We start from the raw sequence: 24,213 nt of genomic DNA on the forward strand, positions 1-24,213 counted from the left end.
CTCTGGGGGATGTGAGAGAGGATGTGCCCATGACGACGACGCCTGAGAGTGCTTCGAGCACGCAGAGAGACGAGGACGCCGTCCGCCGTTACGTGGAGCACCTGGGCCTCACGCTTTCCCAGATCGGGATGCAGCGGATGCCCGCCAGGGTGTTCGCCGCGTTGATGACCACCGACGCCGGCCGTCTCACCGCGGCCGAGCTGGCCGACCAGCTCTCGGTGAGCCCCGCCGCGATCTCGGGGGCCGTGCGGTACCTGGAACAGATCGGCCTGGTCGCCAAGGAACGCGAGCCCGGCTCGCGCCGCGACCACTACCGGCTCTTCGACGACCTCTGGTACGCCACCTTCATGAAACGCGACCGCATGATCACCATGTGGCGCGACGCGGCCGACGAGGGCGTTTCGGCGCTGGGGTCGGACACGCCCGCCGGCGAGCGGGTCGCCGAGATGCGGGACTTCCTGAGCTTCATGATCAAGGAGCTCAACGACATGTACGCGAAGTGGCACGAGATGCGGGCCGAAAAGGGCAAGTAGGTCTGATCCAGCCTGCGCCAGTACGCGCTAGTGGAGTGGCGGTGTGGGCTGAAGGCTCCCTTCACTGAGTCTGATGCGACGAAAGGAGCCTTCGCCCCCTCGACCTTGCCCAGTACATGAAGGCCCCCCGCCTAGGTACAGGAAGGGGGCCTTCATGTACCTCAGGCGAGCAGGGCGACTTACGAGGCCACCGCCACCAGGAGCGTGCCCGCCAGCCTCTCCGCCCATTCGTCCAACTCCTCCGGGGACGGCTCCCGGTCCTCGAAGGACGCCAGGAACGCGTACTGGAAACACGCCCCGAGCAGCAGCGACGCCGAAGCGTCCAGGTCCGCGTCCTCGCGGATCCTGCCGAGCCGGACCTCCTCCCGCAGGTACTCGGCGACACGCGCGAGTGGGACGTCCGGTCCGCGGTCCCTGCTCATGACCCGTTCCCGATGGGTCGCGAGCAGTTCCCGCGACGAGAACAGCGACACCGCGATCGGGAAGCTCTCCAGGTAGAACGACAGCGTGATCCGCGCCAGCCGGGCGAGGTTCGCCGCGAGCGGGGCGTCCGCCGCGGCCTTCATCAGCTCGTCCAAGGTCGTCCCGAGCGCGGGCAGCCGCTCGGTGAGCACGCTCGTGAAGATCTCGGTCTTGTCCTTGAAGTGTTTGTACAGCAACGCCTCGGAGTAGCCCGCCGCCTGCGCGATGGCCTTCGTCGTGGCGTGTGCGTAGCCCTGCTCGCGCATCACCTTCGCCGCCGCGGCGACGATCTCCTCGCGGCTTCCCATGTTCGCTCCTGAGGGCTTCTCAGCGTTCGCTCGACAAGTGGTTAGTGAACACTCACCATAGTGGGTGAGTGTTCACTAACCTAGGAAGGCGTGACCATGAAGCTCACTGTTCTCGGTGCCACGGGCGGGGTCGGCTCCGAAGTCGTCAAGCAGGCGCTGGCCGCCGGCCACCACGTCACCGCGGTCGTCCGCGACCCGTCCCGGCTCACCGTCGAGGGCGACCTGCTGGAGGTGGTCGTCGCGCAGCTGTCCGAGCACGGCGCGCTGACCGAGGCGGTTTCCGGACGCGACGTGGTGATCTCCGCCCTCGGCGCCCGAGACCGCAACCCGACGACCATCGTCACCGACGGGGCGCAGGCCGCCGTCGCCGCGCTCGGCTCGGCGGGCGTCCGGCGGCTGCTGCTGGTGAGCGCCAGCGGACCGTTCGTCGACGGTGACGCCTTCTTCACCAGGAACGTCGTCAAACCGATCCTGGGCAGGATCCTCCGGCACGCGTTCACCGACATGATCGCCGCCGAGCGGATCGTGCGCGCGAGCGAACTCGACTGGACGATCGTGCGTCCGCCGCGTCTGCTGAACGGACCGCACACCGGCGAGATCGCCGCCCGCACCGACGGCAACGTGCGCGGGAGCTACAGCATCAACCGCGCCGACGTCGCCGATTACCTGCTCCGCGCGGCCGCGGACGACTCGCTCGTCCGTCAGACGGTCTCGATCGCCCACGGCTGACCCTTCCCGCATTTCGTCCTCTCGATGCGGTTGTTGCGTGCGCAACGATCGCGTTCAGAGGACGAAACGCGGCAGTAGGGTCCTGACGTGATCAGCCGTGCGGTGGTGCTCGCCCCGATCCTTCTCGCGCAAGCCGTCCGGGTGCGCCGTACGACGCCCAGGCTGCCCGGTGCCGCGGGGCCGGTCACCGGCCTGGTGGCCGGCGACGGCGACCCGGTGCGGCTCGCGGTGCTCGGCGAGTCCACTGTGGACGGGGTCGGCGCGCCGACGCACGCCGAGGGGCTGACCGGACGGCTCGCGGACGAGCTCGCGCGGGACGGCCGCGCCGTCGCCTGGCAGGCACTCGGCCGGACCGGCGCCAACGCCCGCGTGGTGCGCGAGGACCTGGTGCCGCTGCTCGAACCCGCCGACCTGGTCGTGATCGCCCTCGGCGTCAACGACACGATCGAACTGCATTCGGCCACGCGCTACCGGCGTGACCTGCTCGATCTGATCGTCGCGGTGCGACGTCGCGTGGGGCGGGTCCCGGTGGTGCTGGCCGGCGTGCCGCCGATGGGCCGGTTCCCCTCGTTGCCGCGTCCGCTGCGGGACGTCCTCGGCGCGCGGTCGGCCGTCCTCGACGCCGCGGCCGCCCGGCTGACCCTGCTGCCCGGCGTCGTCCACGTCCCGATGCCGGCCGCGATGCTCGATCCCGCGACCTTCGCCGAGGACCGTTTCCACCCCGGCCCCGAGGGCTACCGGCGCTGGGCGGGACAACTCGCGGACGTGAGCCGACGGCTACTCAGCGACACCTTTTCGGGGTAAAAGCGCTGATCAGGTCACTCGCTTGCCACAGATTAAGAAATTTCCATGAAAAAGCTGGCTCTGCGTGTATCTGGTGGCAGCCTCGTTGCGTCCTATGGAGCAGTCGAGGAAATGAGGGACACCCGATGACGACCGAGACCAACACCGCGCCCGTCGACGACGAGGCCACGGCCACCGAAGACCTCGAAGAGACGACCCCGAAGCCGAAGCCGATCACGGCGCCGGTCCCGCCCCGTCCCGGCACCAGCCCGGACGGCAACTGGGAGCCGAACGGCACCAACCCGACCGTGAACTGAACCAACACAGACAGGTGATGTCCGGAGGCCGAGGGGGCCTCCGGGCATCACCTCCGGGTGCTCCCTTCGGGGGAGGGGGGACGCCCGGACGCGGGCCCGTTGGGGAGCGGGCCCGGGGGAGGGAAAAAGGGCCGGCCGGTGCGCAGTCCACACCTACTCGCGCCGGCCGGTGCCTTTGTCCTCCGCCCACATCGAGGGGGACGACCGGAAAACTCGACACAAAAAAGTTAGTGACTTGATGTATCCCAGAGCCTCTTGCACGCTCCTTCTCCCCGAAGGGCCCGCGATACTGCCAGCGCCGACACGAAGACACGTCCGAAGTGGGGCAGATACGGTGACCGACGTGCAAACGACCGAGGTAGACCCGCCATGGGAAGGACTGACCGGTGCCGACCTGCATGCCGCCTGCATGCGCGCGGCGCGGGCCGGTGACCGCCAGGCGATGGACAGACTTGTGCACGAGCTGACCCCGCTCGTGTGGCACGTCGCGCGCGCGAACGGGCTCGATCGCCTGACCGCCGAAGACGTGGTCCAGACGGTATGGCTCGCCCTGTTCAGCCAACTCGACAAACTCCGTGACCCCAAGGCGCTCGCCGCGTGGCTGATCACCACCACCAGGCGCGAGGCCCAGCATCCCTTCGGCCGCCGCGCTCAGCCCGTCCCGCTGACCGACGAGCTGGCCGAAAGCATGGAGAGCACCCATCCGGCCCCCGAAGAGGAAGCCGTCCGCGCCGACCGGGATCGCCGGGTCTGGCGCGCCTTCCTCCGTCTGCCGCACCGCTGTCAGCAGCTCCTTCGGCTGACCGTGCTCGCCGGGCGGGCCGAATACCAACTGGTCGCCGAAGCACTCCGTATGCCGCGCGGAAGTGTCGGCCCGACCAGGGGCCGTTGCCTCGAATCGATGCGCGACCTGCTGGCCCACGAAGGGGGAAGCCGATGAACGACCTCGGGACGCCGGGGGAGATGACCTCCCCGGGCGATGAGGCCTTGCTCGCCGATATCGGGCGCTTCATGGACGAACTGGACCCGCCACCGGGAGACCTGGTGCAGCGGGTTCAGTTTGCGCTCGCGCTCGAAAACCTCGACGTGGAGGTCGCCCGCTGGGAGCGGATGGACGCCACGGCGGGTGTTCGCGGCAGTGACACCGGCACGATCACCTTCACCGTCAGCGATCTGACCGTGATGATCAACCTCACCAAGATCGGCAAGAAACACCGGATCGACGGCTGGCTCGTGCCCGCCGGCGAGTACGGAGTGGAGGTTCGCGTCGCCGAGCACGGCACGAGTTCCACCACCGCCGACGAAGGAGGCCGGTTCGTGCTGGACAACGTCCCCCAGGGCACCACCCAGATCGTGATCCACCTCGGCGACGTGACCTGTCGGCGGACGGTCGTGACCCCCACAGTGGTGCTGTAACCGGACGGCTGTTCCGTTATGCGGCGCGGGTGTGCTCCCATAGTGCGTGTGCCCGCGCAGCTTCCCGTCGTCGATCCCGTAGCCGAGGCCGCGGACCTCCATCGTCAGGCGATGGCCGCGGCCGCCGACCACGGGCCGGGCGCCGCGATCAGGTTGCTGCAGCGCGCTTTGTCGTGCCTCGGCTCGCCGGAGGCCGCCGGGCCGGAACGGCTGGAGATCCGGGTCCGGGTGCTGATCAGCCTCGCCGCGGCCGAAGCCGAGGTCCTGTCCCAAGAGGACGGATTCGCTCGGCTGAACGAGGCGGAGCGAGTGCGGCTTTCACTTCCGGAAGGCGAAATCCGGCGGCTGCTGCGGTTCACCGTCGTCCTGCAGCGCGCCGTCGTCCTGATGCGGATCGGGAGGCTGGAGGAGGCGCTCGCGCTCTACGACGCGGTGCTGCCCAGCCTCGCCGACGAGGTGGAGGTCCACAGCCTGCTCCTCACCCGGAACATGATGAACCGGGCGTGGCTGCATCTCCAGATGACCAATCCCGACGGTGCCTACAAGGATCTGAGCGGCGCGCTGGACATCGCGGTCGAGTACGGCCATCGCCGTCTCGAAGGGAAGATCCGGCACAACCTGGGTGATCACGCCCAGTTGCTCGGCGACATCCCCGAAGCGCTCCGGCACTACGAGCAGGCGGCCTCGATCTTCGTCACCGACGGGCCCGGTTCGCTGCCGCGCGTCCGGCTCGACCAGGCGAAGGCGCTGCTCACCGCCGGGCTCGGCGAGGAGGCGGCGCGACACCTCGACGAGGCGATCCCCGAACTCCGGGGCAACGGCGCCCACCATCTCGTCGCGGAGGCGGAGGTCGCGCGGGCCGGGGCCGCCATCCTGGAGGGCGACCACGTTCTCGCGAAGAAGCTCGCGACGTCCGCACGGCGGAGCTTCCTGCGGCGTGGCAACGGCCGGTGGGCCGAGATCGCCGAGCTGACCAGGCTTCGCGTCGACGCGGTGAAGGTCTTGGCGGACCGGGAGAAGAAGCCGTCCGCGAAACTGCCGGAGCGGCTGGCCGACCTCGCCATCCGGTTGGCGGGCCTGGGGCTGCGCGACGAAGCGGGCGCCGCTCGGATGTTCGCGGTGCGGCTGCTGATCCGTCGCGGGGAGACGGCCGCCGCGCAGGAACTCCTGGCGCAGGTACCGAAACCGCGGCAGACCACGCCGATCGACCACCGGATGCAGCTGCGGTTGTGCCGGGCCGAACTCGCGGTGGCGTCCCACCGGCCGCGTTCGGCGCTCGCGCAGGCGCGGGCCGGACTGGCGGAGCTCGGGCAGATCCGCGACCGCATGGGCGGGCTCGACCTCGTCTGCGGGACGGCGGCGCACGGCGAAGAGCTGGGCAAACTCGCGCTGACGCTGGTGCTCAAGAAGGCGAGGCGCAGCGGCGCCGGGGCGAAGAGCCTGTTCGCGTGGCTGGAACGCACGCGCGCGCAGGTGTACCGCTACGAGCCGCTCCCGGTCATCGAGGATCCCGCGCTCGCCCGGCACATCAACGAGATGCGGCACGTGCAGGGGACGATCCAGGCGCGGCGGCTGTCCGGTGAACCGGTCGGGAAGCTCGAGGAGCGCTACGACCGCTTGCAGCGGGAGGCGACGCGGCTCGGGTGGTACACCAGCCAGTGGGGTCGCCCGCGGCCGGTCTCGGCACCCGAAGAGGTGGTCGAGCGGCTCGGCGATCGCGTGCTGGTCAGCCTGATGGGGTATCGCGACACCTTGTACGCGGTGGTCGTCGACCGCGGCCGGTTCCGGCTCCTGAAGCTGGGGCCGCTCGGGGAGATCGTCGAGACGGCGCGGCAGTTGCACGCGGACCTCGACGCGCTGGCGCCGGACAACCTGCCCGCGCCATTGGTCGAGGTCGTCACCGGTTCCGCGCGGCGGCGGGCGGACAAACTGGACCGGCTGATCTCCGCGTCGCTGGCGAAGACGCTGGAAAACCGTGAGCTGATCATCGTGCCGATCGGCTCGCTGTACGCGTTGCCTTGGGGCGCTTTGCCTTCCCTGCACGGACATCCGGTGTCGATCGCGCCGTCGGCGACCGCCTGGGTGACCGCGTCGGGGCGGCGGAACTCCGGCCCGGTGCTGCTCGCCGGCGGGCCGGGGGTGCCGGGTTCGGTGGGCGAGGTGCGGAACCTGCGGGCCGTGTACCCGCACGCCCGGCTGGTCGACGGGAAGGACGCGACCAGCGACACCGTCCTGTCCGCTTTGGACGGTTCCGGAATGGCGCACCTGGTCGCGCACGGCGCGCACGAACCGGCGAACGCGTTGTTCTCGCGGCTGGAACTGGTCGACGGCCCGTTGTACGCGCACGAAACCGCCCGGCTCGCGAAGCCGCCGGAACGGGTGGTGCTGGCCGCGTGCGAACTCGCGATGAGTCACATCAGGCCCGGCGAGGAGGCGCTCGGGTTCGCCGGGACGTTGCTCGCCAGCGGCTCGCGGACGGTCATCGGCGCGATCGCGCGGGTCGGCGACAAGGCGGCCGCCGCCGCGATGGCCGATCTGCACCGGCGGCTGGCGCTGGGGACCGCGCCCGCTCTGGCACTCGCGGAAGCGACCGCGGCCGATCCGCTGCGGCGCCCCTTCCTGTGCCTCGGTGCGGGCTGAGGTTTCTCGTCCTCGCGGGGTGAAAGCTCCCTTCGCCGCGTCTCATGCGGTGAAAGCGTCCTTTACCGCGTCCTACGGGGCGAAAGCGTCCTTCACCGCGTCCTATGCGGCTATGGCGTCCTTCGGCTACCCACAGGACTTGTCCACAAGCACCGCCCTCTGTGGACAACTCCGTCGAGCGCCCCTTCCCGCCGCCCAGGGCCGGTAGACTGGACTCGGGGTCGCCCCCCTTGGGAAGGGCGGGGGGTGGGGTCAGGCGCGTTCGGCGTGTTTCACCAGGCGCATGGCCAAGATCGAGATCACGGTGCGGAGGGCCGTGCGGACGGCGGCGCCGGTGCCGGGCAGCGGTTCGGTGAACCGGCCGGTCCATCGCAGATCCGTGCCGCCGGAAGCGTTCGGCGTGAACGACACTTCGGCGCGATAGTCCTTCAGCAGCGCGAGACCCGCGAAGCCGTAGACGTGCTTTCGGTCTTGTTCGTACTCCAGCGTCTCTTCGTGGAGGTACACCGGCCACAGGCCGACGGCCCGCACCGCGCCCACGCCGTCCGCGCCCGGTTCCCGCGCCCAGCGCGAGTGGAACACCACCGGCTTCGCCCATTCCGACCACCGGGAACCGTCGGCCTCCAGCTCGAACAGCGAAGCGGGCGAGGCGCTGCTCGTCCGGTTGACCTCGAAGGAGTACGTCTTGCCCATGTGGCGACGATAACCGCTCCGAACGCCACGGATAAGTAAAGATAGGGACGTGAGCACGCCGCGCCGCGAGATCGCCGCACCACATTGGCTGGTGCAGCTGCTCCGCAGCACACCGGTTCCCATTCCGTGGAACATGGTCGCCCGCGCCGTCCTCGCCCTCGCCGTCCCGCTCGCCGTCGGCTACGCGCTCGGCGACATCGGCGTCGGCGCGCTCGTCTCCACCGGCGCCCTGCCCACCGTCCTTTCCGAATCCGCCGGCCCGTACCGCTACCGCGCGCGGCGGCTCGGCGGCGCCACCGCGGCGGCGGGTCTCGGCTACTTCGCCGGGTTGATCACCGGCGGCATCCCCGCCGCGTCCATCCCGGTCGTCGTCGGGGTCGCGGCGGTGTCGGCGCTGATCAGCGCGGCGGGCAGCAACGCGTCGGTCGCCGGACTCCAGATGTTCGTCTTCTGCGTACTCGGCACTGGCCAGCACGTCACCGGCCTGCGCGTCGAAGTCCTCCTCGGCTACTTCTGCGCCGGCGCCGCCTGGAGCCTGCTGATCGCGCTCGCCACCTGGACCTTCCGCGCCACCAGCCCCGAACGCGGCGCCGTCGCACACGTCTACGTCGAGCTCGCCGCGATGCTCTCCGCGACCGACGAAGCCACCTCCCGCGTCGCGCGGCACCAGCTCACGACCGCGATGAACACCGCGTACGACCGGCTCCTTACCGCCCGCTCCTGGCTGTCCGGCCGCGACGCCACCTACCGCCAGCTGCTCAACCTGCTCTCGGCCAGCACACCCGCCGTCGAGGCGTCGGTCGCGATGGTCAACGCCGGCCGCCACGCCCCGGACGACGTGATCGACCACTTCATCGCGACCTCGGCCGCCGTCCTCGCGAACCAGGAACTCCCGGAGCCTCCCGAAGCGCCCGAAGACGCCGACCCGGTCCTCGCCGCGCTCTACGCCGGGCTCGCCCGGATCGGCAAGGGAGACAACCGGAAACGGCGCGAGGTCCAGCCGTGGCACAAACGTCTTCGCGGCTGGGCGGGTTCGCTCGTCTCCGGCCCGCTCACCTGGTTCGCCGCGCTCCGCCTCACGTTGTGCGTCGCGATCGCCGAAGTCGTCGCGTTGCTCGTCCCGTTCGAACGGTCCTACTGGATCACGCTCACCGTCGGCATCGTCCTCAAACCGGACTTCGGCTCGGTCTTCGGTCGAGCCGTGTTGCGCGGCATCGGCACGGTGATCGGCGTGGGCATCGGCGCGGCCGTGCTCGCCGTGGGCGGCGAAGGCTGGCTGCTGGTGTTGCTGATCGCCGTCTTCGCGGGCGGCGTCGCGGTCGGCAAGGTCCGCAACTACGGCATCCTCAGCGCCTTCGTGACCCCGCTGATCATCCTGCAGATGGACCTCGCCAGCACCGGAAGCTGGAACATCGTGCTCGCCAGGCTCGTCGACACCGTGCTCGGCTGCGCGATCGTCCTGATCTTCGGCTACCTGCTCTGGCCGGGCAGCCGGCGGCCACAGGTCGGCGGACGGCTCGCCGACAGCCTCGACAGCCTGGTGAAGTACGTCGACAAAGGACTCGTGCTCGCGCCGTCCGGCGAGGCCCGGCTGGACCGCTCGCGCGCCCGTCGCCGCGCCTACCGCGCGCTGGCCGACCTGCGGACCGCGTTCCAGCAGGTCGTCGTCGAACCCTCCGCCGCCGGACGGCAGGCCGTCGCCTGGTGGCCGGTGATCGCCGGGCTCGAACGCGTCGCCGACGCCGTCACCGAGGTCGGTGTCACCCTCGGACGCGGCGCCCCCGCCCCCGACGAGGCCGACATCGCGCTCCTGACGGCGGCCCTCGCCGAACTCGCGGCCGCCGTCCGCGAGGAACGGGACCCGGCGGAGATGCCGATGCCCGACAACGAGCAACTGTCCGGCGTCGTCGACCAGATCGGCGCCGCCTTCGACGCCGTGCGCGGCCCCGACCTCGTCGAACGCGCGCCGTTACGGCTGGTCCGGCGCTTCCTGCCGTATCACCGCCGCGCCTGACCACCCACCCGTACGGGGGATGGGTGAGCATCATCTCGAACTAATGTTCGAGTTTTCACGCATAATCGACGCATGCTCGACACTGGTGACACGCTGCCGCCGGGGCCGCGTCACCTGCACATGGTCCGGCCCAATCAGCCCGTTTGGGTCGATCTCACGCTGGTGTACCCCGTCGGCGCGGTGAAGACCCGTCTGCCCGACGGCCTCGACCTGACCGCCACCGTCCCCGGGCTGCTGGGGATGTGGCGGGCCACGACGACGGGGCACTGGGTCGGCTGGGTCACCTTCCAGCTCGGCCCGGTGGGCCGGGGCAGCACGACGCATTCGCAGTGGGTGCTGGCGGAGGCGCTGCGACCACGCGAGCACCGGAACACGTGGTCGGGCAGCTTCCCCTCCGAGCGGAGGCGATGATCGTCCCGGCCCGTGGACGGTATTGACCGCATGCCAAAACATGCCCACGATGGCCACGTGTCCGCCATCCTGGAGTCCCCGCCGATCCGTTCGGTGGGCGAAGGTGCCGTCGCGCTGTTCCTGCGCCGTGGACGTTTGGGCTCTCCGCCCGCGTAGCTCCTCGTCTCGCCAAGTCGTCCGACGGTGAATCCAGGGAGCCCCCATGTCCATCGAACTGCCCGACCGTGTCCGTCTCCGCCCCGCGACCGTCCCCGGCGGCGGAATCCTCGAAGGGCCGCGCCTGCTGCGGCGTTTGCCGGAAGGTGCCGAGGAGCGCCCGTACGAACTTTTCTCGCTACGCCCGCTGGGAAGGGTGATCGGCGCCGAGATCGGCGGCGTCGATCTCGCCCGGCCGCTGACCCCGGAGCTCCACGCCGAGCTGAATCGCGCGCTGCTGGAGTGGAAGGTGCTGTTCTTCCGCGATCAGGACATCACTTCGGCGCACCAGCGCGCGTTCGCCGCCAACTGGGGCGAACTGGAGACGAACCCGTTCATCCCCAAGGGAGAGACCGAGGACACCACGCGGTTCGCCCGGTCCGCGACCATGCCCGCGTTCGAGAACATCTGGCACGTGGACGTCACGTTCCGGCCCGCGCCGGCGCTCGGTTCGGTCCTGCGGCTGATCGAGGTCCCGCCGGTGGGCGGCGACACGATGTGGGCCGACATGGCCGCCGCCTACGACAACCTGCCCGACGACATCCGCGAGCGGATCGACGGGTTGACCGCCGTGCACGACTTCATCCCGGGCTTCGACCGCTTCTCCGACCCGGAACTCCTGCTGCGCCACCAAGACGCGTTCCCGCCGGTCGAGCATCCGGTCGTCCGCACGCATCCGGAGACCGGACGCCGCACCCTCTTCGTGAACCAGGCCTTCACGACGCACATCGTCGGCATCGACCGCGACGAGAGCGACCGGCTCCTGCGGTACCTGTTCAGCCGGGCGCATATCCCGGAGTTCCAGGTGCGCTTCGCCTGGCGGCCGGGTTCGGTGGCCTTCTGGGACAACCGCGCCACCCAGCATTACGCCGTCAACGACTACCACCCGTACGCGCGAGTGGCCGAACGCGTCGCCATCGCGGGCGACCGGCCGTTCTGAGCGTCCCCACGACGGGTGATCGTCGAGGCGTGTTCACCGGTCCCTGTGTGACGATGAAGCCATGGGCATCAACTTCGATGAATTGAAGAACAAGGCCACCGACGCTCTCCGCGAGCACAACGACAAGATCGAGGGCGGCCTGGACAAGGCGGCCGACTTCGCCAAGTCGAAGTTCTCCGGTCACGACTCCCAGATCGACTCGGGTGTCGAGAAGGCGAAGGGGTTCATCAACAAGTTCGACGACACCCCCGACAACCCCCAGCCCCAGAACCCGCCGCAGGGTCAGTAACCTCCCGCATTTCGTCCTCTGAACGCGGTACTTGCGTGTGCAAGGACCGCATTCAGAGGACGAAACGCGTCAGGAGACCTCGCCGATCGCGGTGTCGCCCTCGATGGCCGTGATCCGGCCGCCGCGCTCCCCGAGCGCGATCAGGCCGTCGCGCGCGTCCGGGGCGGTCAGGCTGACCCGCACCCCCGCGCGTTCCGCGTCCTTGCTGGCCGCAAACGCTTGCGCGCCCTCGTGACCCGCGTTGACCGTCACCGCGAGACCGCCCGTCGACGCCAGCGAACCCCGCGCCGCGCCCAGCCGCCCGAGCGCCTCGTCGACGATGGGCAGCAGCGCGTCCCGGTTGCCCTCGGTCATCGCCCGCACCAGCGCCGGGCTCGACCCGGCCACCCGCGTGCCGTCCGTATAGGACCCGGCGGCCAGCGACATCGCCAGCGGCCCGCCCTGCGCGCCGATCGTGGCCAGGATGGCCGCGAAGATATGCGGCAGATGCGAAATCCGCGCGACCGTCTCGTCGTGCGAGTCCGCGGGCAGCGGCACGACGTGCGCGCCGACGTCCAGCACGAGCTGGGCGACCTCCGCCCACGCCGTCAGATCGGTGTCGTGCTCGACGCCCAGCACCCACGCCGCGCCGCCGAACAACGCCGGATTGCTCGCCTTCCAGCCCGAGTTCGCCGTCCCGGCCATCGGATGCCCGCCGACGAACTTCGCATACGGCGCGCGGCGCCGGACCGAGTCGAGCACCGGTCCCTTCACGCTGGTCACGTCGGTGAGCACGCAGTGCCCGGCGACCCGCGAAACGGTACGGAGCACCTCTTCGACCGCGGGCAGCGGCACCGCGAGCACGATCATCGCGTCCCGCTCCGCCGCCTTGCTCAGCGCCGCTTCGACCTGCGTGGTGACGTCGAAACCCGCTCTGCTGGCGGCGTCCGCGTCAGCTTCGGAGGTCGTCGCCCCGAACGTGGTGCGGCCGATCGAATGCGCCGCGCGCAGCAGCGAACCACCGATCAACCCGAGCCCGATCACGCATACGTCCCGCACAAGGCTCATCCTGCCATCTAGGTGGCCACTCGTCAGAGAACGGCGGCCAGGCGGGTTCCCTGATCGATCGCCCGTTTGGCGTCCAGTTCGGCCGCGACGTCGGCGCCGCCGATCAGGTGCACCGGCAGTCCGGCCGCCCGCAGGTCGTCGACGAGGTCACGCACCGGCTCCTGCCCCGCGCAGACGACGACCGTGTCGACGTCGAGCACACGCGGCTTGTCACCGACGGTGATGTGCAGGCCGTCGTCGTCGATCCGGTCGTAGGCCACCCCGGTGAGCTGCTCGACGCGTTTGGCCTTCAGCGCGGCCCGGTGCACCCAGCCGCTGGTCTTGCCCAGCCCCGCGCCGATCCCGGACTTCTTGCGCTGCAGCAGGAACACCTGCCGCGGTGACGGCTCGACCTTCCGCTCGGTCAGCCCACCCGCGGCCCGCTCGGGATCGGTGACACCCCATTCGGCCATCCACGCGTCCAGATCGAGCGCGGGGGAGGTGGCGTGCGTCAGGAACTCGCTGACGTCCACGCCGATCCCGCCCGCACCGATCACGGCGACCTTGCCGCCCACCGGCTTCCCGTGCCGGACGACGTCCACATAGGACAGGACCTTGGGGTGGTCGATACCGGGGAGCGACGGCACGCGCGGCGTCACGCCGGTGGCCAGCACGACCTCGTCGAACCCGGCGCCGATCAGGTCGGCCGCGGCGACGCGAGTGCCGAGCCGCACCTTGACGCCGGTGACCTCCAGCCGCCGCGTGTAGTAGCGGATGGTCTCCGCGAACTCCTCCTTGCCCGGGATCTTGCGCGCGATCCCGAACTGGCCGCCGATCTCGTCGTCGGCTTCGAACAGTTCGACCGCGTGCCCGCGTTCGGCGAGGCCGGTCGCGGCCGCGAGCCCGGCTGGGCCCGCGCCGACGACGGCGACGCGTTTGGTCTTGCGGGTGGGCGAAAGCGTCAACGTCGTCTCGTGGCCCGCGCGAGGATTCACCATGCAGGACACCAGCTTCCGCTTGAAAGCGTGGTCGAGGCAGGCCTGGTTGCACGCGATGCAGGTGTTGATCTCGTCCTCGCGCCCGGTCTCGGCCTTGCGGATCCATTCCGGGTCGGCGAGGAACGGCCGCGCCATCGACACCAGGTCGGCGTCGCCGCCGGCCAGCGCCTCCTCGGCGACCTCGGGCATGTTGATCCGGTTCGACGTGACCACCGGGATCCCGACGTGCGGCTTGAGTTTCCCGGTCACCCAGGTGAACGCCGCGCGCGGCACGGACGTCACGATCGTCGGCACCCGCGCCTCGTGCCAGCCGATACCGGTGTTGATGATCGTCGCGCCCGCCTCTTCGACCTCCTTGGCCAAAGCGACGACGTCTTCCCAGCTTTGCCCGCCCTCGACGAGGTCCAACATGGACAGCCGGTAGATGATGATGAAGTCCTCGCCGACCGCCTCCCGCGTGCGGCGCACGATCTCGACGGCGATCCGCCGCCGGTTTTCCGCGCTACCGCCCCATTTGTCGGTGCGTTTGTTGGTCCGTTCGGCGAGGAACTGGTTGATGAAGTAGCCCTCGGAGCCCATGATCTCGACGCCGTCGTAACCCGCTTCCTTAGCCAGGAAGGCACAATCGGCGAACGCGCGGATCTGGCGCAGCACACCGTATCCGGAAAGGGCCCGCGGTTTGAAGGGGTTGATCGGCGCCTTGATACCGGACGCGGAAACGCTCAGCGGGTGATAGGAATACCGGCCGGCGTGCAGGATCTGGAGCGCGATCTTGCCGCCCGCCTCGTGCACCGGATCGGTGAGTTGCTTGTGCGCTTTGGCTTCCGCGCGCGTCGACAGCTTCGACGCCAGCGGCAGGAGCCAGCCGGTCCGGTTCGGCGCGAAGCCGCCGGTGACGATCAGCCCGACGCCGCCGCGAGCGCGTTCGGCGTAGTACTCGGCCAGTTGCGGGAAATGTGCTTCCTTGTCCTCGAGGCCGGTGTGCATCGAACCCATGATCACCCTGTTGCGCAGGGTGGTGAAGCCGAGGTCGAGAGGGGACAGCAGGTTCGGGTACGGGCTCATCGCTGGTCCTTACGCATCGTGGTGGAATGCCCGGAGGACTTCCTCGAGCCACTCGATGTGGCCCTGTTCGGTTCGGATTCCTCCGCGCAGCACGAGGAACTGGTGCAACGACTGTCCACTGAGGACGCTGGGGTCGGGGAAGTCGCGCTTCTCGATCAGCAGGTACGCGTCGAGCTGTGCCGCGTGCGCGTCGCGATGCCGGGTGACCTCGGCGGCGCCGGCGGCCGGATCGCCGAGGGCCGCGCCGCGGATCTTCACGGCGAGCTCCCTGGCGGTGGCCGACGGATCGGGTTCGGCGAGCCAGCGGGCGAGCTCGGCCCGCCCCGCGTCGCCGACGGTGTACACCTTCTTGTCGGGTTTCCCGGACTGCGCGACCTGGTCGACGGTGACCCAGCCCGCGTCCTCCATCCGCTTGAGGACGCGGTAGATCTGCTGGTGGGTGGCGCTCCACCACAGCCCGATGGACTTCTCGAAGCGGCGCGTCAGCTCGTAGCCCGAGCCGGATCGCTCGGACAGCGAGACCAGGATCGCGTGCTCCAGTGCCATGCACCTAGTTTCATATGCACCTAGTTGCACGGCAAGGCGACGCGCGTCACAAGCGCGTGAAGGCCCCCTTGCCTCGGCTCAGCCGAGGCAAGGGGGCCTTCACGGGAAAAGCTACGGCTTGCGGGCGATCCCGCCGATGACGCGGGACTCCGACGGCGAAGCGGCGAAGATCGTCTTCTCGTCCGGGTGCCACGCCGGCGCGTAGACCAGGCCCGGCTCCAGCAGTGGCCAGCCGCCGAAGAAGCGCCGGAACTCGTCCATGGTGCGCAGGAAACCGGGGTTCGTCGTGGTCTCGTAGTACTCGAGGATGTCCAGCAGCGCCTGCCGTTCCTCGTCGTTGGCCGGGTTCTCGTTGGTCATCTGCGAGAGCACCAGCAGCGAACCCGGCGCGAGCCGGTCGCGGTAGAAGTCCAGCAGCCCGTCCGGGTCCTGCTCGTCCTTGATGAAGTGCATGACCGCGTTGATCACCAGCGCGATCGGCTCGCGGACGTCGATGATGCCGGAGTCCATCACCCGGGCCCAGAGGTCCTCGGGATCGAACAGATCCGCCGCGATCGCGTGGTGGCGGTCCGGGTCGGCGGTGTCGGCGAGCAGCAGCGTCGAATGCGCGAGCGCGATCGGCTCGTTGTCGATGTAGAGGACGTGCGTGTCCTCCTGCGGCCGCGCCTCGTCGGCGACCTCGTGCACGTTGCCCGCGGTCGGCAGCCCGGAGCCGATGTCGACGAACTGCTTGATGCCCTGTTCGGCGCAGTGCCGCACGGCCCGGCCGAGGAACTGCCTGCTGGTCTTGCAGTAGTCGCCCATGAGCGGCAGGCGCTCGCGCACCTTTTCGGCGAAGTTGCGGTCGATGGCGTAGTGCGTGTCGCCGCCGATGAAGTAGTCGTAGACGCGGGCCGCGGACGGCCGGTCCAAGCTGTTCTCGACGGCCTTGAGCGCCGCGTCGTGATCGATCATCGTCATCCCTTTGTCCGCGCCGGAAATCCCATGCTAACCGGCCGGGACGTAGGCCTCGCGGTAGGCGTTGACGGATTCGGTCAAGCGATCGAGCTCCGCGCGGGTGCGGGCTAGACCGGCCGCGTCGAGCCCCATCGCCTCGCCGATGATCTTCGGGATCCCGCTCGCGCGCTCCCTGAGCGCGGCGCCGTCCCCGGTCAGGCTGATACGCACGGACCGTTCGTCGTCGGCCTGCCGGACGCGCTGGATCAGTCCGGATTTCTCCAGCCGCTTGAGCAGCGGGGACAGCGTGCCGGAGTCGAGGTTCAGCACGGTGCCGAGCTCCTTGACCAGCCGCTCGTCCTCCTCCCAGAGCGCGAGCATCACCAGATACTGCGGATAGGTCAGGCCCAGGTCGTCGAGCACCACGCGATAAAGCGCGGTCACGGCCCGGGATGCCGCGTAGAGCCCGAAGCACAGCTGATCGTCCAGGCACAGCGAGCCGGTGTTGTCCGTGGGCATCGGTCCTCCTCGTCCCCATGGTGCGTCGATCATGCCGCAGACCGCCACTTGAATGGGCTAAATCTCCTTGAGCACATTTTAGTTGTGCACAACTGAGTTGCGAGCTACCTTTACCGCATCGACTTCGGAACCCAGGAGGCAGAAATGACCGCCAACCCGCACAACCTGGCCCTCGAACCGGCCGCGCAGGCCTTCGTGGAGGCCACCGCCACGCCGCCGTTCCTCTTCCAGCTGCCGCCGGAGGAAGGACGCAAGGCCGTCGACGAGGTACAGGGCGGCGACGTCGAGCTGCCCGCCGCGGACGTCGAGACCACGCACGTCGACGGAGTCGAGGTCCGCATCGTTCGGCCGCAGGGTGTGACCGGGCCGCTGCCCGTGATCGTCTACATCCACGGCGCCGGCTGGGTCTTCGGGAACTTCCACACCCACGAGCGCCTGGTCCGCGAACTCGCCGTCGGCGCGGGCGCGGCCGTCGTCTTCCCCGAATACGACCGCTCGCCGGAGGCGCGCTACCCGGTCGCCATCGAGCAGAACTACGCCGTGGCGAAGTGGGTCGCCGAGCACGGCGCCGAAAACGGGCTGGACGGCACCAAGATCGCGATCGCCGGAGACTCCGTCGGCGGGAACATGACCGCGGCGCTCACCTTGCTCGCCAAGCAGCGCGGCGACGTCACCTTCCGCCAACAGGTGCTCTTCTACCCGGTCACCGACGCGAGCTTCGAGACCGAGTCCTACCAGCGGTTCGCCGAGGGCTACTTCCTCGCCCTCGACGGCATGAAGTGGTTCTGGGACCAGTACACGACCGATCCGGCGCAGCGCGCGGAAATCACCGCGTCGCCGCTTCGGGCGAGCCTCGACGAGCTGGCCGGTCTCCCGCCCGCGCTGGTGATCACCGCGGAGGCCGACGTCCTGCGCGACGAAGGCGAGGCGTACGCCGCGAAGCTGCGTCAGGCCGGTGTGCCGGTGACGGCCGTGCGGTACCAGGGCATCGTCCACGACTTCGTCATGCTCAACACGTTGCGCGGCACGCATGCCGCGGAAGCCGCGATCAAGCAGGCGATCGGCGTGCTGCGCACGGCTCTCGTGTCCGAGTAGTCAGGAACCCGGTTTGTCCAGGGTGACACGCGTCACCCTGGACAACACTTTCCGGTGGTCGCACGTCTCTTGATCCAGTTGTGGGAATGCGGTGCGGGGGCGTGCCGCGGCCGGAGAGGGACACGATCGCCATGGGACTGGGACTGAGTGCCATCCGGCTCGATTCGACACTGAACCTCGTCATCGTCCTGGTGCTGACGCTGCTCGCGATCATCGCCGTCCCGTTCTTCTGGGAACGCTGGCGCCGCAAGGTGGTCGGCCGCAGCGGCACGATCCTCGTCGCGGTGGTGCTGATCGTGGTCAGCACCGGGATGGGCGGCAACATGATCGGCGGGTTCTTCCCGACGGTCGGCGCCCTGTTCGGCACGGGGGTGTACTCGGCCGACAGCGTCGACGCCGTCGCCGGGCAGAACGGTTCGGACCTCGACAAACTGCGCGACGCCGGGGCGATGCGGGCCAAGGAGGGCAAGGGTTCCGTCGTCCACATGACGGTGACCGGCAAGCGCACCGGTCTCACGCGCGACGTCTCGGTGTACTTCCCGCCCCAGTACTACGATCCCGCGTTCCGGTCGCTCAAGTTCCCGGTCATCGAATGGATCCCGAACTACCCGTCAGGGCCCGAAGTGGTCACCGGTCCCTACGAACTGCCGGCCAGGCTCGACGCGGCCATCGCGAAGCACGTGCTCCCGCCGACCCTGGTGATCATCCCGGACCCGACCGGGAAACCGAAGGTCGGCCACGACACCGAATGCATCGACGAGGTCAACGGCACCGCCAACGACACCTACCTGACCGCCGACATCCGCGACTGGGCGATCGAGAAACTCGGCGCCAACCCGCAGCGGAAGGCGTGGACGATGGCGGGCTGGTCGTCGGGCGGGTATTGCGCGATGAACCTGGTGACCCGGCATCCGCAGTGGTATGGGCAGGCGGCGAGCGTCAGCGGCTACTACAAGGCTTCGGTGGACGCGGAGACGGAGAACCTGTTCAAGGGCAGGCAGGACATCGCCGACGCGAACACGATCACGGTGAACCTGCAGAAGCATCCGTCGCCCGTCGACATCCTCGCGATCGCGGGGGACAAGGAGAGCTTCGAGAGCTTCTCGATCGACCAGATCCAGGCGGCCGTCCGCGCGCCCGCGACCCTCTCGTCGTGGCGGATCCCGGACGCCGGGCACAACATGAACACCTTCAAGGCGCAGGTGCCCGACGTGCTGGCGTGGATCGGCGCGCGGACCGTGCCGCCGTGCGCGCCGCAGGACAAGAAGATCATCACCAACGGCGGGGTCGCGCCGTGGCCCCTGCCCAACACCGGCGCCAAGGGCGCGCTAGTGGACGTCGTCGAGTAGCTTCGCTCGATAAGCCTTGGGATACAAGCGGATCCGATCGGGAACCCGGTTCCCGGCCGCCCTCGTGAGCATTGACAGGCGCCGGAGACGGCGTTCGTCGCCGTCTGTCCACTTGAGACTCAAGCGCTCGCGCAAGGTCTCCGGAAGCAGGCCGATCGCGCACAGCGTCAGCACGTTCCCGCCCGCCGGCCGGACGGGGCGCCACAGGGCTTCCGGCAGGAACCACCACGGGGGCGGTGGCGTGTCGCGCATGGTGATCGAGTGGAGCAGTTCCCGGACCGCGTGGTTGTCTTCGAGCCGGTTCGCGACGACGTCGTCGAAGTAGGCGTCGAATCCTTCGAGATCCTCCGGCATGTGGTGCTCACGGAGGCCGAGAAGCAGGCCGACGCGCCGCCATTCCGTGTAGAACCGGCGCTTTTCCTTGTCGGACAACGGATGGATGAAGACCTCGTGCATGTGGACGGTCGTCCAGAACGTCGAGCCGTGCACCCACCAGTACGCCTCGGGATTCAGCGCGTGATAGCGCTCGCCGTGGTGGTCGACGCCCTTGATCGCTTTGTGCAGCTCGCGGAGCCGCTCGGCCTCCGCGACCGCCTCCCGGCCGCCGAAAACCTGGCTCAGCAAGGAATCGATGGTCCGGTCGAGGCGGCCCCACGGATCCTGGGTGTAGTTCGAATGGTCGTGGACACCGGCGCCGACCACCGGATGCGCGACCTGCAGGAGCAACGCCGTCCCCGCGCCGAGCAGCAGTCTCCGGTCGCCGACCACCTGCCAGGCAACGGAATCCGGGCCGAGCGGGGCCACGGCGGGCAGGCGGGCTTCGGTGCTCATGACGACCTCCCGAGAGAGCGGCGTGAAGCCACTGTCCCACCTTGTTTACACGTCGTCAATAGCGGGGAGCAGTGCCTTGACCACGTCCGTCACCCGCCTGCCCGCACTTGCGTAGGTGGTCGAGGACGGCTGCGAGCTCAGGACGACGACGAGGTAGCGGTCGTCCTCGCCGACCGCGCCCGAGCTGTGCAGGATCCGCGAGCCGCGGCAGCACGCCCAGCCCTGTTTGATCGACCAGGGAAGGGAACCGACGGCGTCCGGGATGCCGAAGTACTGCCGGACCCCGTCGGAGCCGCTCTCCGTCGCGCCGCTCAACGCCCGCATGATCGTCGTGCGCGCCCCGCCGCCCGCATGGTCCAACAGGTAGCGATAGATCTTCACGACGTCCGCGGCGGTGATCCGGGTGTCGCCCCAGCGGCCGGGACCCTCGGGCGGACGCGTACCGGTGAGACCGATCTTGTTCGCCCAACGGGTGACGATGAGGGGGCCGCCGAGGGCCGTCCACAGCCTGCTGGCGATGTCGTCGTCGCTGACCGACAGCATCCGCTGCACGGTGCTCGGCGGCGTGCCCGCTTGAAGCGCCTCCAGTGCGATGAGGAGTTTCACGAGCGACGCCGAGGTGTAGGACCGTTCCGGCTTGAGGGAGACGGTGTTCTCCTTGGCGGTGCGGTCGTAGACGACCACGCTGACCTGCCCGCCGGGGACGAGGTCCTGGAGCGCCTGGCTGTCGGCGGACTTCGGCGGTGGGTCCGGCGCGGCCGACGACGAGGGCGTCGGGGACACGACCGGATCCTCCGGTTCTTCGACGGTCGGCGTCGTGGCGCTCGGCGCCGCCTCCGCGACCGCCACCGGACCGGGTCGCGACGGCGGGATCAGGACCATCGCGAGGATGGCGCCCAGGCACAGCCCCACCAGGAGGAAGACTCCGCTCACCTTGCCCACATGACCTGTTGACCGCGTCACCCGTTCGTGTTCACGGGTAGCCCGTTCGGCCGATGCTGTTTGTCCGGAAGGGCAGCGGGGTATTCGTGGCCCAGCGTGAAATCAGGAGGCCAACTCTGGGAGGCGGAGCAATGGCACGTGCACAACGCGCTCGTATCCGGACGGCGGGGCTTCAGCCCGCGCAGGTCCTCGCCGGGTTGTCGAGCCTGGCGTTCCTGGTGTTCGGGATCGTGGGCTTCACCAGGACCGGGTTCGCCGACTTCGCCGGCCGCAGCGACGCGACCGTGCTGGGATTCTCGGTGAACCCGCTCTACAACCTCGGTTTCGTCGTACTGGGCGCGATCGGTCTGCTGCTGACCTTCGGGTCGGGGCGGTCCCGGGTCTTCGGTTTCCTGACGTTCGTCGCCTTCGCGGCGCTGTTCGTCTGGGGGCTCATGATCGTGGGCACCGTTTCGACGAACCCGGTCTCACAGGCCGGAAACCCGTTCAACCTCAACGGGCCGGACAACTGGCTGCACCTCGGCCTCGCCGCGCTCGGGCTGGTGATCGCGTTCCTGCCCGCACGGCACAAGGTGCTGCTGCCGGAGGACGAAGAAGAGACCGTGGTCACGGACCGGGCCGACAGCGCCACGGCCGTCGAGCCCCTTCCGGACGCTTCGCGACGGCCGAAGCACGGAAAAGGCCCGACCGTCGCTCGGGAAGAGCGACCGCCGGGCCTGGCCCACTAGCGCTCAGTAGCCGGAATCCTGGGCGGGAGCGCCTTCCTCCTTCTTGGGGGCGGCGTTCCCGCTCTGCGCGGCCTTGTCCTTCACCGGCGCGGTGCTCTTGCACCCGGCGGGCTCGATGACGAACCAGGTGCCGCCGACGCCGTGTCCGTTGGCCTGACCGGCTTCCGTGTCCTTGGCGTAGCGATAGACGGCCCACCCGCCGACGGTGACCTGCATGGTGCCGTCCGCGCGCTTCACCTTGCCGAGCAGCTTCTGATCGATGCCTTCCAGCTGGACGTCGCCCTCGGCGAGCACCGGCGGCCAGGTCTTCGCGCAGTCACCGTTGCAGGTGGGCTGCTTGTTCTTCTTGTCCTTGGTGAACATGTACAGGGTGAAGCCGTCCTGGTCCACAATGGCCGGTCCGATGCCGTCGACGTTGCTCGCGACGAGCTTCGCGTCGCTTTCCTTCTGTTCGGCCGGGGCTTCCTTCGCCGCCTGACCCGCCTTGCCGCCCTTGGCGTTCGCGGCGTACCAGGTGCTGCCGACGCCCTGCCCCTTCGCTTCGCCCGCCTTGGCGTCCTTGGCATAGCGGTAAAGCGCCCATCCGCCGACGGTGACCTGCTTGCGTCCGTCGGCACGGGTCACTTCGCCGACCAGGGCCTGATCCACGCCTTCGATCTGGACTTCGCCCTCGGCCAGCACCGGCGGCCAGGCCTTCGCGCAGTCACCGTCGCAATTGGACTTCGGCGGCTTCGCGCTGTCCTTGTCGAAGCGGTACAAGGTGAAGCCGTCCTTGTCGACGAGGACCTGGCCGAGATTCCCGGCTTCGGCCACGGCCACCTTGGTCTCGCCCTTGGCCGCGGGGGCGTTCCCGCCCGCCCCGGCCACCGCCGCGGCGGGAGCGACGGCGGGCGCGGCCGCCTCGGTGCCGCCGGAGCAGGCCGACAGCACAACCAGGCCCGCGGCCGCGGACGCCGCTGCGACGACGAAACGCTTGCGAAGCATGGGATTTCTCCTTGTTCGTAGGGGTTCCGCGGCTTGGCGCGGTGAGCTTGTACCCCCTACACGGAGCCGGTCCGGGACCGGTTCAAGGAGTTTTCGGTTTTTCTTCGCGGTCTTCCAGCGCGGCGTCGACGAGCACCCCGGCCGAGCCGGTGTAGTGGGCGGGATCCAGCAGGTCGGCCAGGGATTCGGCGGGAAGGACTCCGGTTACCTCCGGCAGGCCGGAAAGAACCTCGACGAGGGCCTTGTCCTGTGCGAGGGCGAGCTTGGCCGCCTGCCCGAGAACCTCCTTGGCCTGTTTCTTGCCGAGCAGCGGGGCGAGCACGGTCGAAAGCCGCTCGGAGACGATCTGGCCGTGCGTGAGGCCGAGGTTCTCGCGCATGCGCTCGTCGTTGACGACCAGACCACGGGCGAGCTCGGCCGCCGTATGCGCGGCGCCGCCGGTCAGGCGCAGACATTCGCGCAACAGCTGCCACTCGGCGTGCCACGCGCCCGCGGACCGTTCGTCCTCGGAGACCAGGGCCTGGGTGACGCCGGTGGCCAGCACGGGTACTTGGAGCGCGGCCGACCGGATCAGCGTCGCGAGCACCGGATTGCGTTTGTGCGGCATCGCCGAGGACCCGCCACGGCCCTCGCCCGCCGGCTCGGCGACCTCGCCGACCTCGGTGCGCGTCAGGAACTGGACGTCGACCGCGATCTTCCCGAGCGCGGCGGCGGTGAAGGAGAGCGCGGCCGCGAGGTCGGCCGTCGGCGTGCGGAGGGTGTGCCAGGGGAGCGTGGTCTCGGCGAGCCCGGTCTCCTCGGCGAAGGCTGTCTGGAGGCGCTGCGGATAGCCGTCGGGCAGGTTGGCGAGGCGCGCGTACTCGGCGTACGCCGCCCTCGTCCCCGCGGCGCCCCCGAGCGAGACCGGCAGAACGACCCGGTTCAGCCTGTCGAGCGCGTCGAGCGTCAGCTGACGCCAGCCCGCCGCCTTGAGCCCGAACGTCGTCGGCACCGCGTGCGCGGTGAGGGTGCGCCCGGCCATGGTCGTGTCGCGATGCGCGCGGGCGAGCTCCGCCAGCGCCTCCGCCGTCGACTCGAGATCCGCGGTGAGGAGTGCCCGTGTCCGCGAGGCGACCAGCATCATCGCGGTGTCGAAGATGTCCTGGCTGGTGGAGCCGCGATGGACGTACTCGGTCCCGGCGGCCTCGGTAAGCTCCCTGATCAGCCCGACGACCGGGTTCGCCGTCTCACGGGCCGCCCTCGCCAACGCGACCACGTCGATGTCGGCGGCCGCGGCCGCCTCGGTGATCGCCGCCGCGGCGTCCTGCGGGATCAGCCCGGTGCGGGCCTGCGCCCTGGCGAGCGCCGCCTCGGTGTCGAGCAGGGCCCGCAACCAGGCGAGATCACCCGTCGCCGCCTCGGCGGGCGTGCCGGCGCGGACCGGGGACAGGAGGCCGGAATCGGGATCGGCGTTCATCGCCCCAG

25 protein-coding genes are annotated in these 24,213 nt (G+C 69.6%); 14 read left to right on the forward strand and 11 right to left on the reverse strand.

The window, feature by feature from the left end; genetic code table 11:
• Positions 1-29: 29 nt before the first annotated feature.
• Positions 30-533 carry a GbsR/MarR family transcriptional regulator gene (locus DMC61_RS03755; RefSeq protein ID WP_038507712.1) on the forward strand — a complete coding sequence of 168 codons (504 nt, stop codon included), beginning with the start codon at positions 30-32 and terminating at the stop codon, positions 531-533.
• Between the two features lie 179 nt (positions 534-712).
• Here the strand turns inward: DMC61_RS03755 and DMC61_RS03760 are convergent, their stop codons facing one another.
• Entirely contained in the window at positions 713-1,303 is a 591-nt protein-coding gene (locus DMC61_RS03760; RefSeq protein WP_125686796.1) for a TetR/AcrR family transcriptional regulator, read from the reverse strand.
• A 96-nt stretch (positions 1,304-1,399) separates the two neighbouring features.
• Between DMC61_RS03760 and DMC61_RS03765 the strand changes: the two genes are divergently transcribed.
• The 6 genes from DMC61_RS03765 to DMC61_RS03785 all read left to right on the forward strand — a co-directional run bounded on the left by DMC61_RS03765 (position 1,400) and on the right by DMC61_RS03785 (position 7,188).
• A complete protein-coding gene (locus tag DMC61_RS03765) occupies positions 1,400-2,032 on the forward strand; it encodes an NAD(P)-dependent oxidoreductase (protein ID WP_125686797.1) in 633 nt (210 codons plus the stop codon).
• Between the two features lie 87 nt (positions 2,033-2,119).
• Positions 2,120-2,836, forward strand: a complete 717-nt coding sequence (locus tag DMC61_RS03770; RefSeq protein WP_125686799.1) for an SGNH/GDSL hydrolase family protein — start codon at positions 2,120-2,122, stop codon at positions 2,834-2,836.
• A gap of 125 nt (positions 2,837-2,961) precedes the next feature.
• Entirely contained in the window at positions 2,962-3,132 is a 171-nt protein-coding gene (locus DMC61_RS41335) for a hypothetical protein (protein ID WP_199749879.1), read from the forward strand.
• A gap of 334 nt (positions 3,133-3,466) precedes the next feature.
• Complete coding sequence (locus tag DMC61_RS03775; protein ID WP_101611873.1) at positions 3,467-4,072, forward strand: RNA polymerase sigma factor; 606 nt, start codon at positions 3,467-3,469, stop codon at positions 4,070-4,072.
• Positions 4,069-4,548 (forward strand): hypothetical protein, encoded by a 480-nt coding sequence (locus DMC61_RS03780; protein WP_007030725.1) that lies wholly within the window; start codon positions 4,069-4,071, stop codon positions 4,546-4,548. The genes DMC61_RS03775 and DMC61_RS03780 overlap by 4 nt, the downstream gene beginning before the upstream one ends.
• 111 nt (positions 4,549-4,659) lie before the next feature.
• On the forward strand, positions 4,660-7,188 hold the full coding sequence (locus tag DMC61_RS03785) for a CHAT domain-containing protein (RefSeq protein ID WP_125687130.1): 2,529 nt from the start codon (positions 4,660-4,662) through the stop codon (positions 7,186-7,188).
• A gap of 252 nt (positions 7,189-7,440) precedes the next feature.
• Here the strand turns inward: DMC61_RS03785 and DMC61_RS03790 are convergent, their stop codons facing one another.
• A complete protein-coding gene (locus DMC61_RS03790; protein WP_125686801.1) occupies positions 7,441-7,881 on the reverse strand; it encodes an SRPBCC family protein in 441 nt (146 codons plus the stop codon).
• Positions 7,882-7,930: 49 nt separating this feature from the next.
• Here DMC61_RS03790 and DMC61_RS03795 point away from each other — a divergent pair, with 49 nt between their 5' ends.
• The 4 genes from DMC61_RS03795 to DMC61_RS03810 all read left to right on the forward strand — a co-directional run bounded on the left by DMC61_RS03795 (position 7,931) and on the right by DMC61_RS03810 (position 11,730).
• Positions 7,931-9,895 (forward strand): FUSC family protein, encoded by a 1,965-nt coding sequence (locus DMC61_RS03795; protein ID WP_125686803.1) that lies wholly within the window; start codon positions 7,931-7,933, stop codon positions 9,893-9,895.
• A 72-nt stretch (positions 9,896-9,967) separates the two neighbouring features.
• Positions 9,968-10,306: a hypothetical protein gene (locus tag DMC61_RS03800; RefSeq protein WP_125686805.1), complete on the forward strand. Its 339-nt coding sequence runs from the start codon at positions 9,968-9,970 to the stop codon at positions 10,304-10,306.
• 202 nt (positions 10,307-10,508) lie between these two features.
• Complete coding sequence (locus tag DMC61_RS03805) at positions 10,509-11,441, forward strand: TauD/TfdA family dioxygenase (RefSeq protein WP_125686807.1); 933 nt, start codon at positions 10,509-10,511, stop codon at positions 11,439-11,441.
• Positions 11,442-11,502: 61 nt separating this feature from the next.
• Positions 11,503-11,730 carry an antitoxin gene (locus tag DMC61_RS03810; RefSeq protein ID WP_016330787.1) on the forward strand — a complete coding sequence of 76 codons (228 nt, stop codon included), beginning with the start codon at positions 11,503-11,505 and terminating at the stop codon, positions 11,728-11,730.
• 69 nt (positions 11,731-11,799) lie between these two features.
• Here the strand turns inward: DMC61_RS03810 and DMC61_RS03815 are convergent, their stop codons facing one another.
• From DMC61_RS03815 to DMC61_RS03835, 5 genes are all read right to left on the reverse strand, one after another.
• On the reverse strand, positions 11,800-12,777 hold the full coding sequence (locus tag DMC61_RS03815) for a prephenate dehydrogenase (RefSeq protein ID WP_255431470.1): 978 nt from the start codon (positions 12,775-12,777) through the stop codon (positions 11,800-11,802).
• A gap of 23 nt (positions 12,778-12,800) precedes the next feature.
• A complete protein-coding gene (locus DMC61_RS03820) occupies positions 12,801-14,819 on the reverse strand; it encodes an NADPH-dependent 2,4-dienoyl-CoA reductase (protein ID WP_125686809.1) in 2,019 nt (672 codons plus the stop codon).
• A gap of 9 nt (positions 14,820-14,828) precedes the next feature.
• Positions 14,829-15,365 carry a PadR family transcriptional regulator gene (locus tag DMC61_RS03825; RefSeq protein WP_125686810.1) on the reverse strand — a complete coding sequence of 179 codons (537 nt, stop codon included), beginning with the start codon at positions 15,363-15,365 and terminating at the stop codon, positions 14,829-14,831.
• Positions 15,366-15,476: 111 nt separating this feature from the next.
• Complete coding sequence (locus tag DMC61_RS03830) at positions 15,477-16,325, reverse strand: SAM-dependent methyltransferase (RefSeq protein WP_172843546.1); 849 nt, start codon at positions 16,323-16,325, stop codon at positions 15,477-15,479.
• Between the two features lie 27 nt (positions 16,326-16,352).
• A complete protein-coding gene (locus DMC61_RS03835; RefSeq protein WP_125686812.1) occupies positions 16,353-16,820 on the reverse strand; it encodes a MarR family winged helix-turn-helix transcriptional regulator in 468 nt (155 codons plus the stop codon).
• 144 nt (positions 16,821-16,964) lie between these two features.
• On the opposite strand from DMC61_RS03835, the gene DMC61_RS03840 reads away from it, so the two are divergent.
• Together DMC61_RS03840 and DMC61_RS03845 are read left to right on the forward strand one after the other, a co-directional pair.
• The gene (locus DMC61_RS03840) at positions 16,965-17,915 is read left to right on the forward strand and encodes an alpha/beta hydrolase (RefSeq protein WP_125686814.1); all 951 of its coding nucleotides are present in this window, start codon (positions 16,965-16,967) and stop codon (positions 17,913-17,915) included.
• A gap of 131 nt (positions 17,916-18,046) precedes the next feature.
• Complete coding sequence (locus DMC61_RS03845; RefSeq protein ID WP_125686816.1) at positions 18,047-19,264, forward strand: esterase family protein; 1,218 nt, start codon at positions 18,047-18,049, stop codon at positions 19,262-19,264.
• Here the strand turns inward: DMC61_RS03845 and DMC61_RS03850 are convergent.
• Together DMC61_RS03850 and DMC61_RS03855 are read right to left on the reverse strand one after the other, a co-directional pair.
• Complete coding sequence (locus DMC61_RS03850) at positions 19,244-20,095, reverse strand: oxygenase MpaB family protein (RefSeq protein WP_125686818.1); 852 nt, start codon at positions 20,093-20,095, stop codon at positions 19,244-19,246. The genes DMC61_RS03845 and DMC61_RS03850 overlap by 21 nt on opposite strands.
• 45 nt (positions 20,096-20,140) lie before the next feature.
• Positions 20,141-21,037, reverse strand: coding sequence for a hypothetical protein (locus tag DMC61_RS03855; RefSeq protein ID WP_125686820.1), 897 nt, complete (start codon positions 21,035-21,037; stop codon positions 20,141-20,143).
• Between the two features lie 131 nt (positions 21,038-21,168).
• Here DMC61_RS03855 and DMC61_RS03860 point away from each other — a divergent pair, with 131 nt between their 5' ends.
• Positions 21,169-21,765 (forward strand): DUF4383 domain-containing protein, encoded by a 597-nt coding sequence (locus DMC61_RS03860; RefSeq protein WP_125686822.1) that lies wholly within the window; start codon positions 21,169-21,171, stop codon positions 21,763-21,765.
• Positions 21,766-21,768: 3 nt separating this feature from the next.
• On the opposite strand, the gene DMC61_RS03865 is transcribed toward DMC61_RS03860, so the two are convergent.
• On the reverse strand, positions 21,769-22,749 hold the full coding sequence (locus DMC61_RS03865) for an SCO0930 family lipoprotein (protein ID WP_125686824.1): 981 nt from the start codon (positions 22,747-22,749) through the stop codon (positions 21,769-21,771).
• Between the two features lie 82 nt (positions 22,750-22,831).
• Positions 22,832-24,205 (reverse strand): 3-carboxy-cis,cis-muconate cycloisomerase, encoded by a 1,374-nt coding sequence (gene pcaB, locus DMC61_RS03870; protein WP_125686827.1) that lies wholly within the window; start codon positions 24,203-24,205, stop codon positions 22,832-22,834.
• Positions 24,206-24,213: the final 8 nt, after the last annotated feature.

Source organism: Amycolatopsis sp. WAC 04169 (assembly GCF_003947535.1).
GTDB lineage: Bacteria > Actinomycetota > Actinomycetes > Mycobacteriales > Pseudonocardiaceae > Amycolatopsis > Amycolatopsis keratiniphila.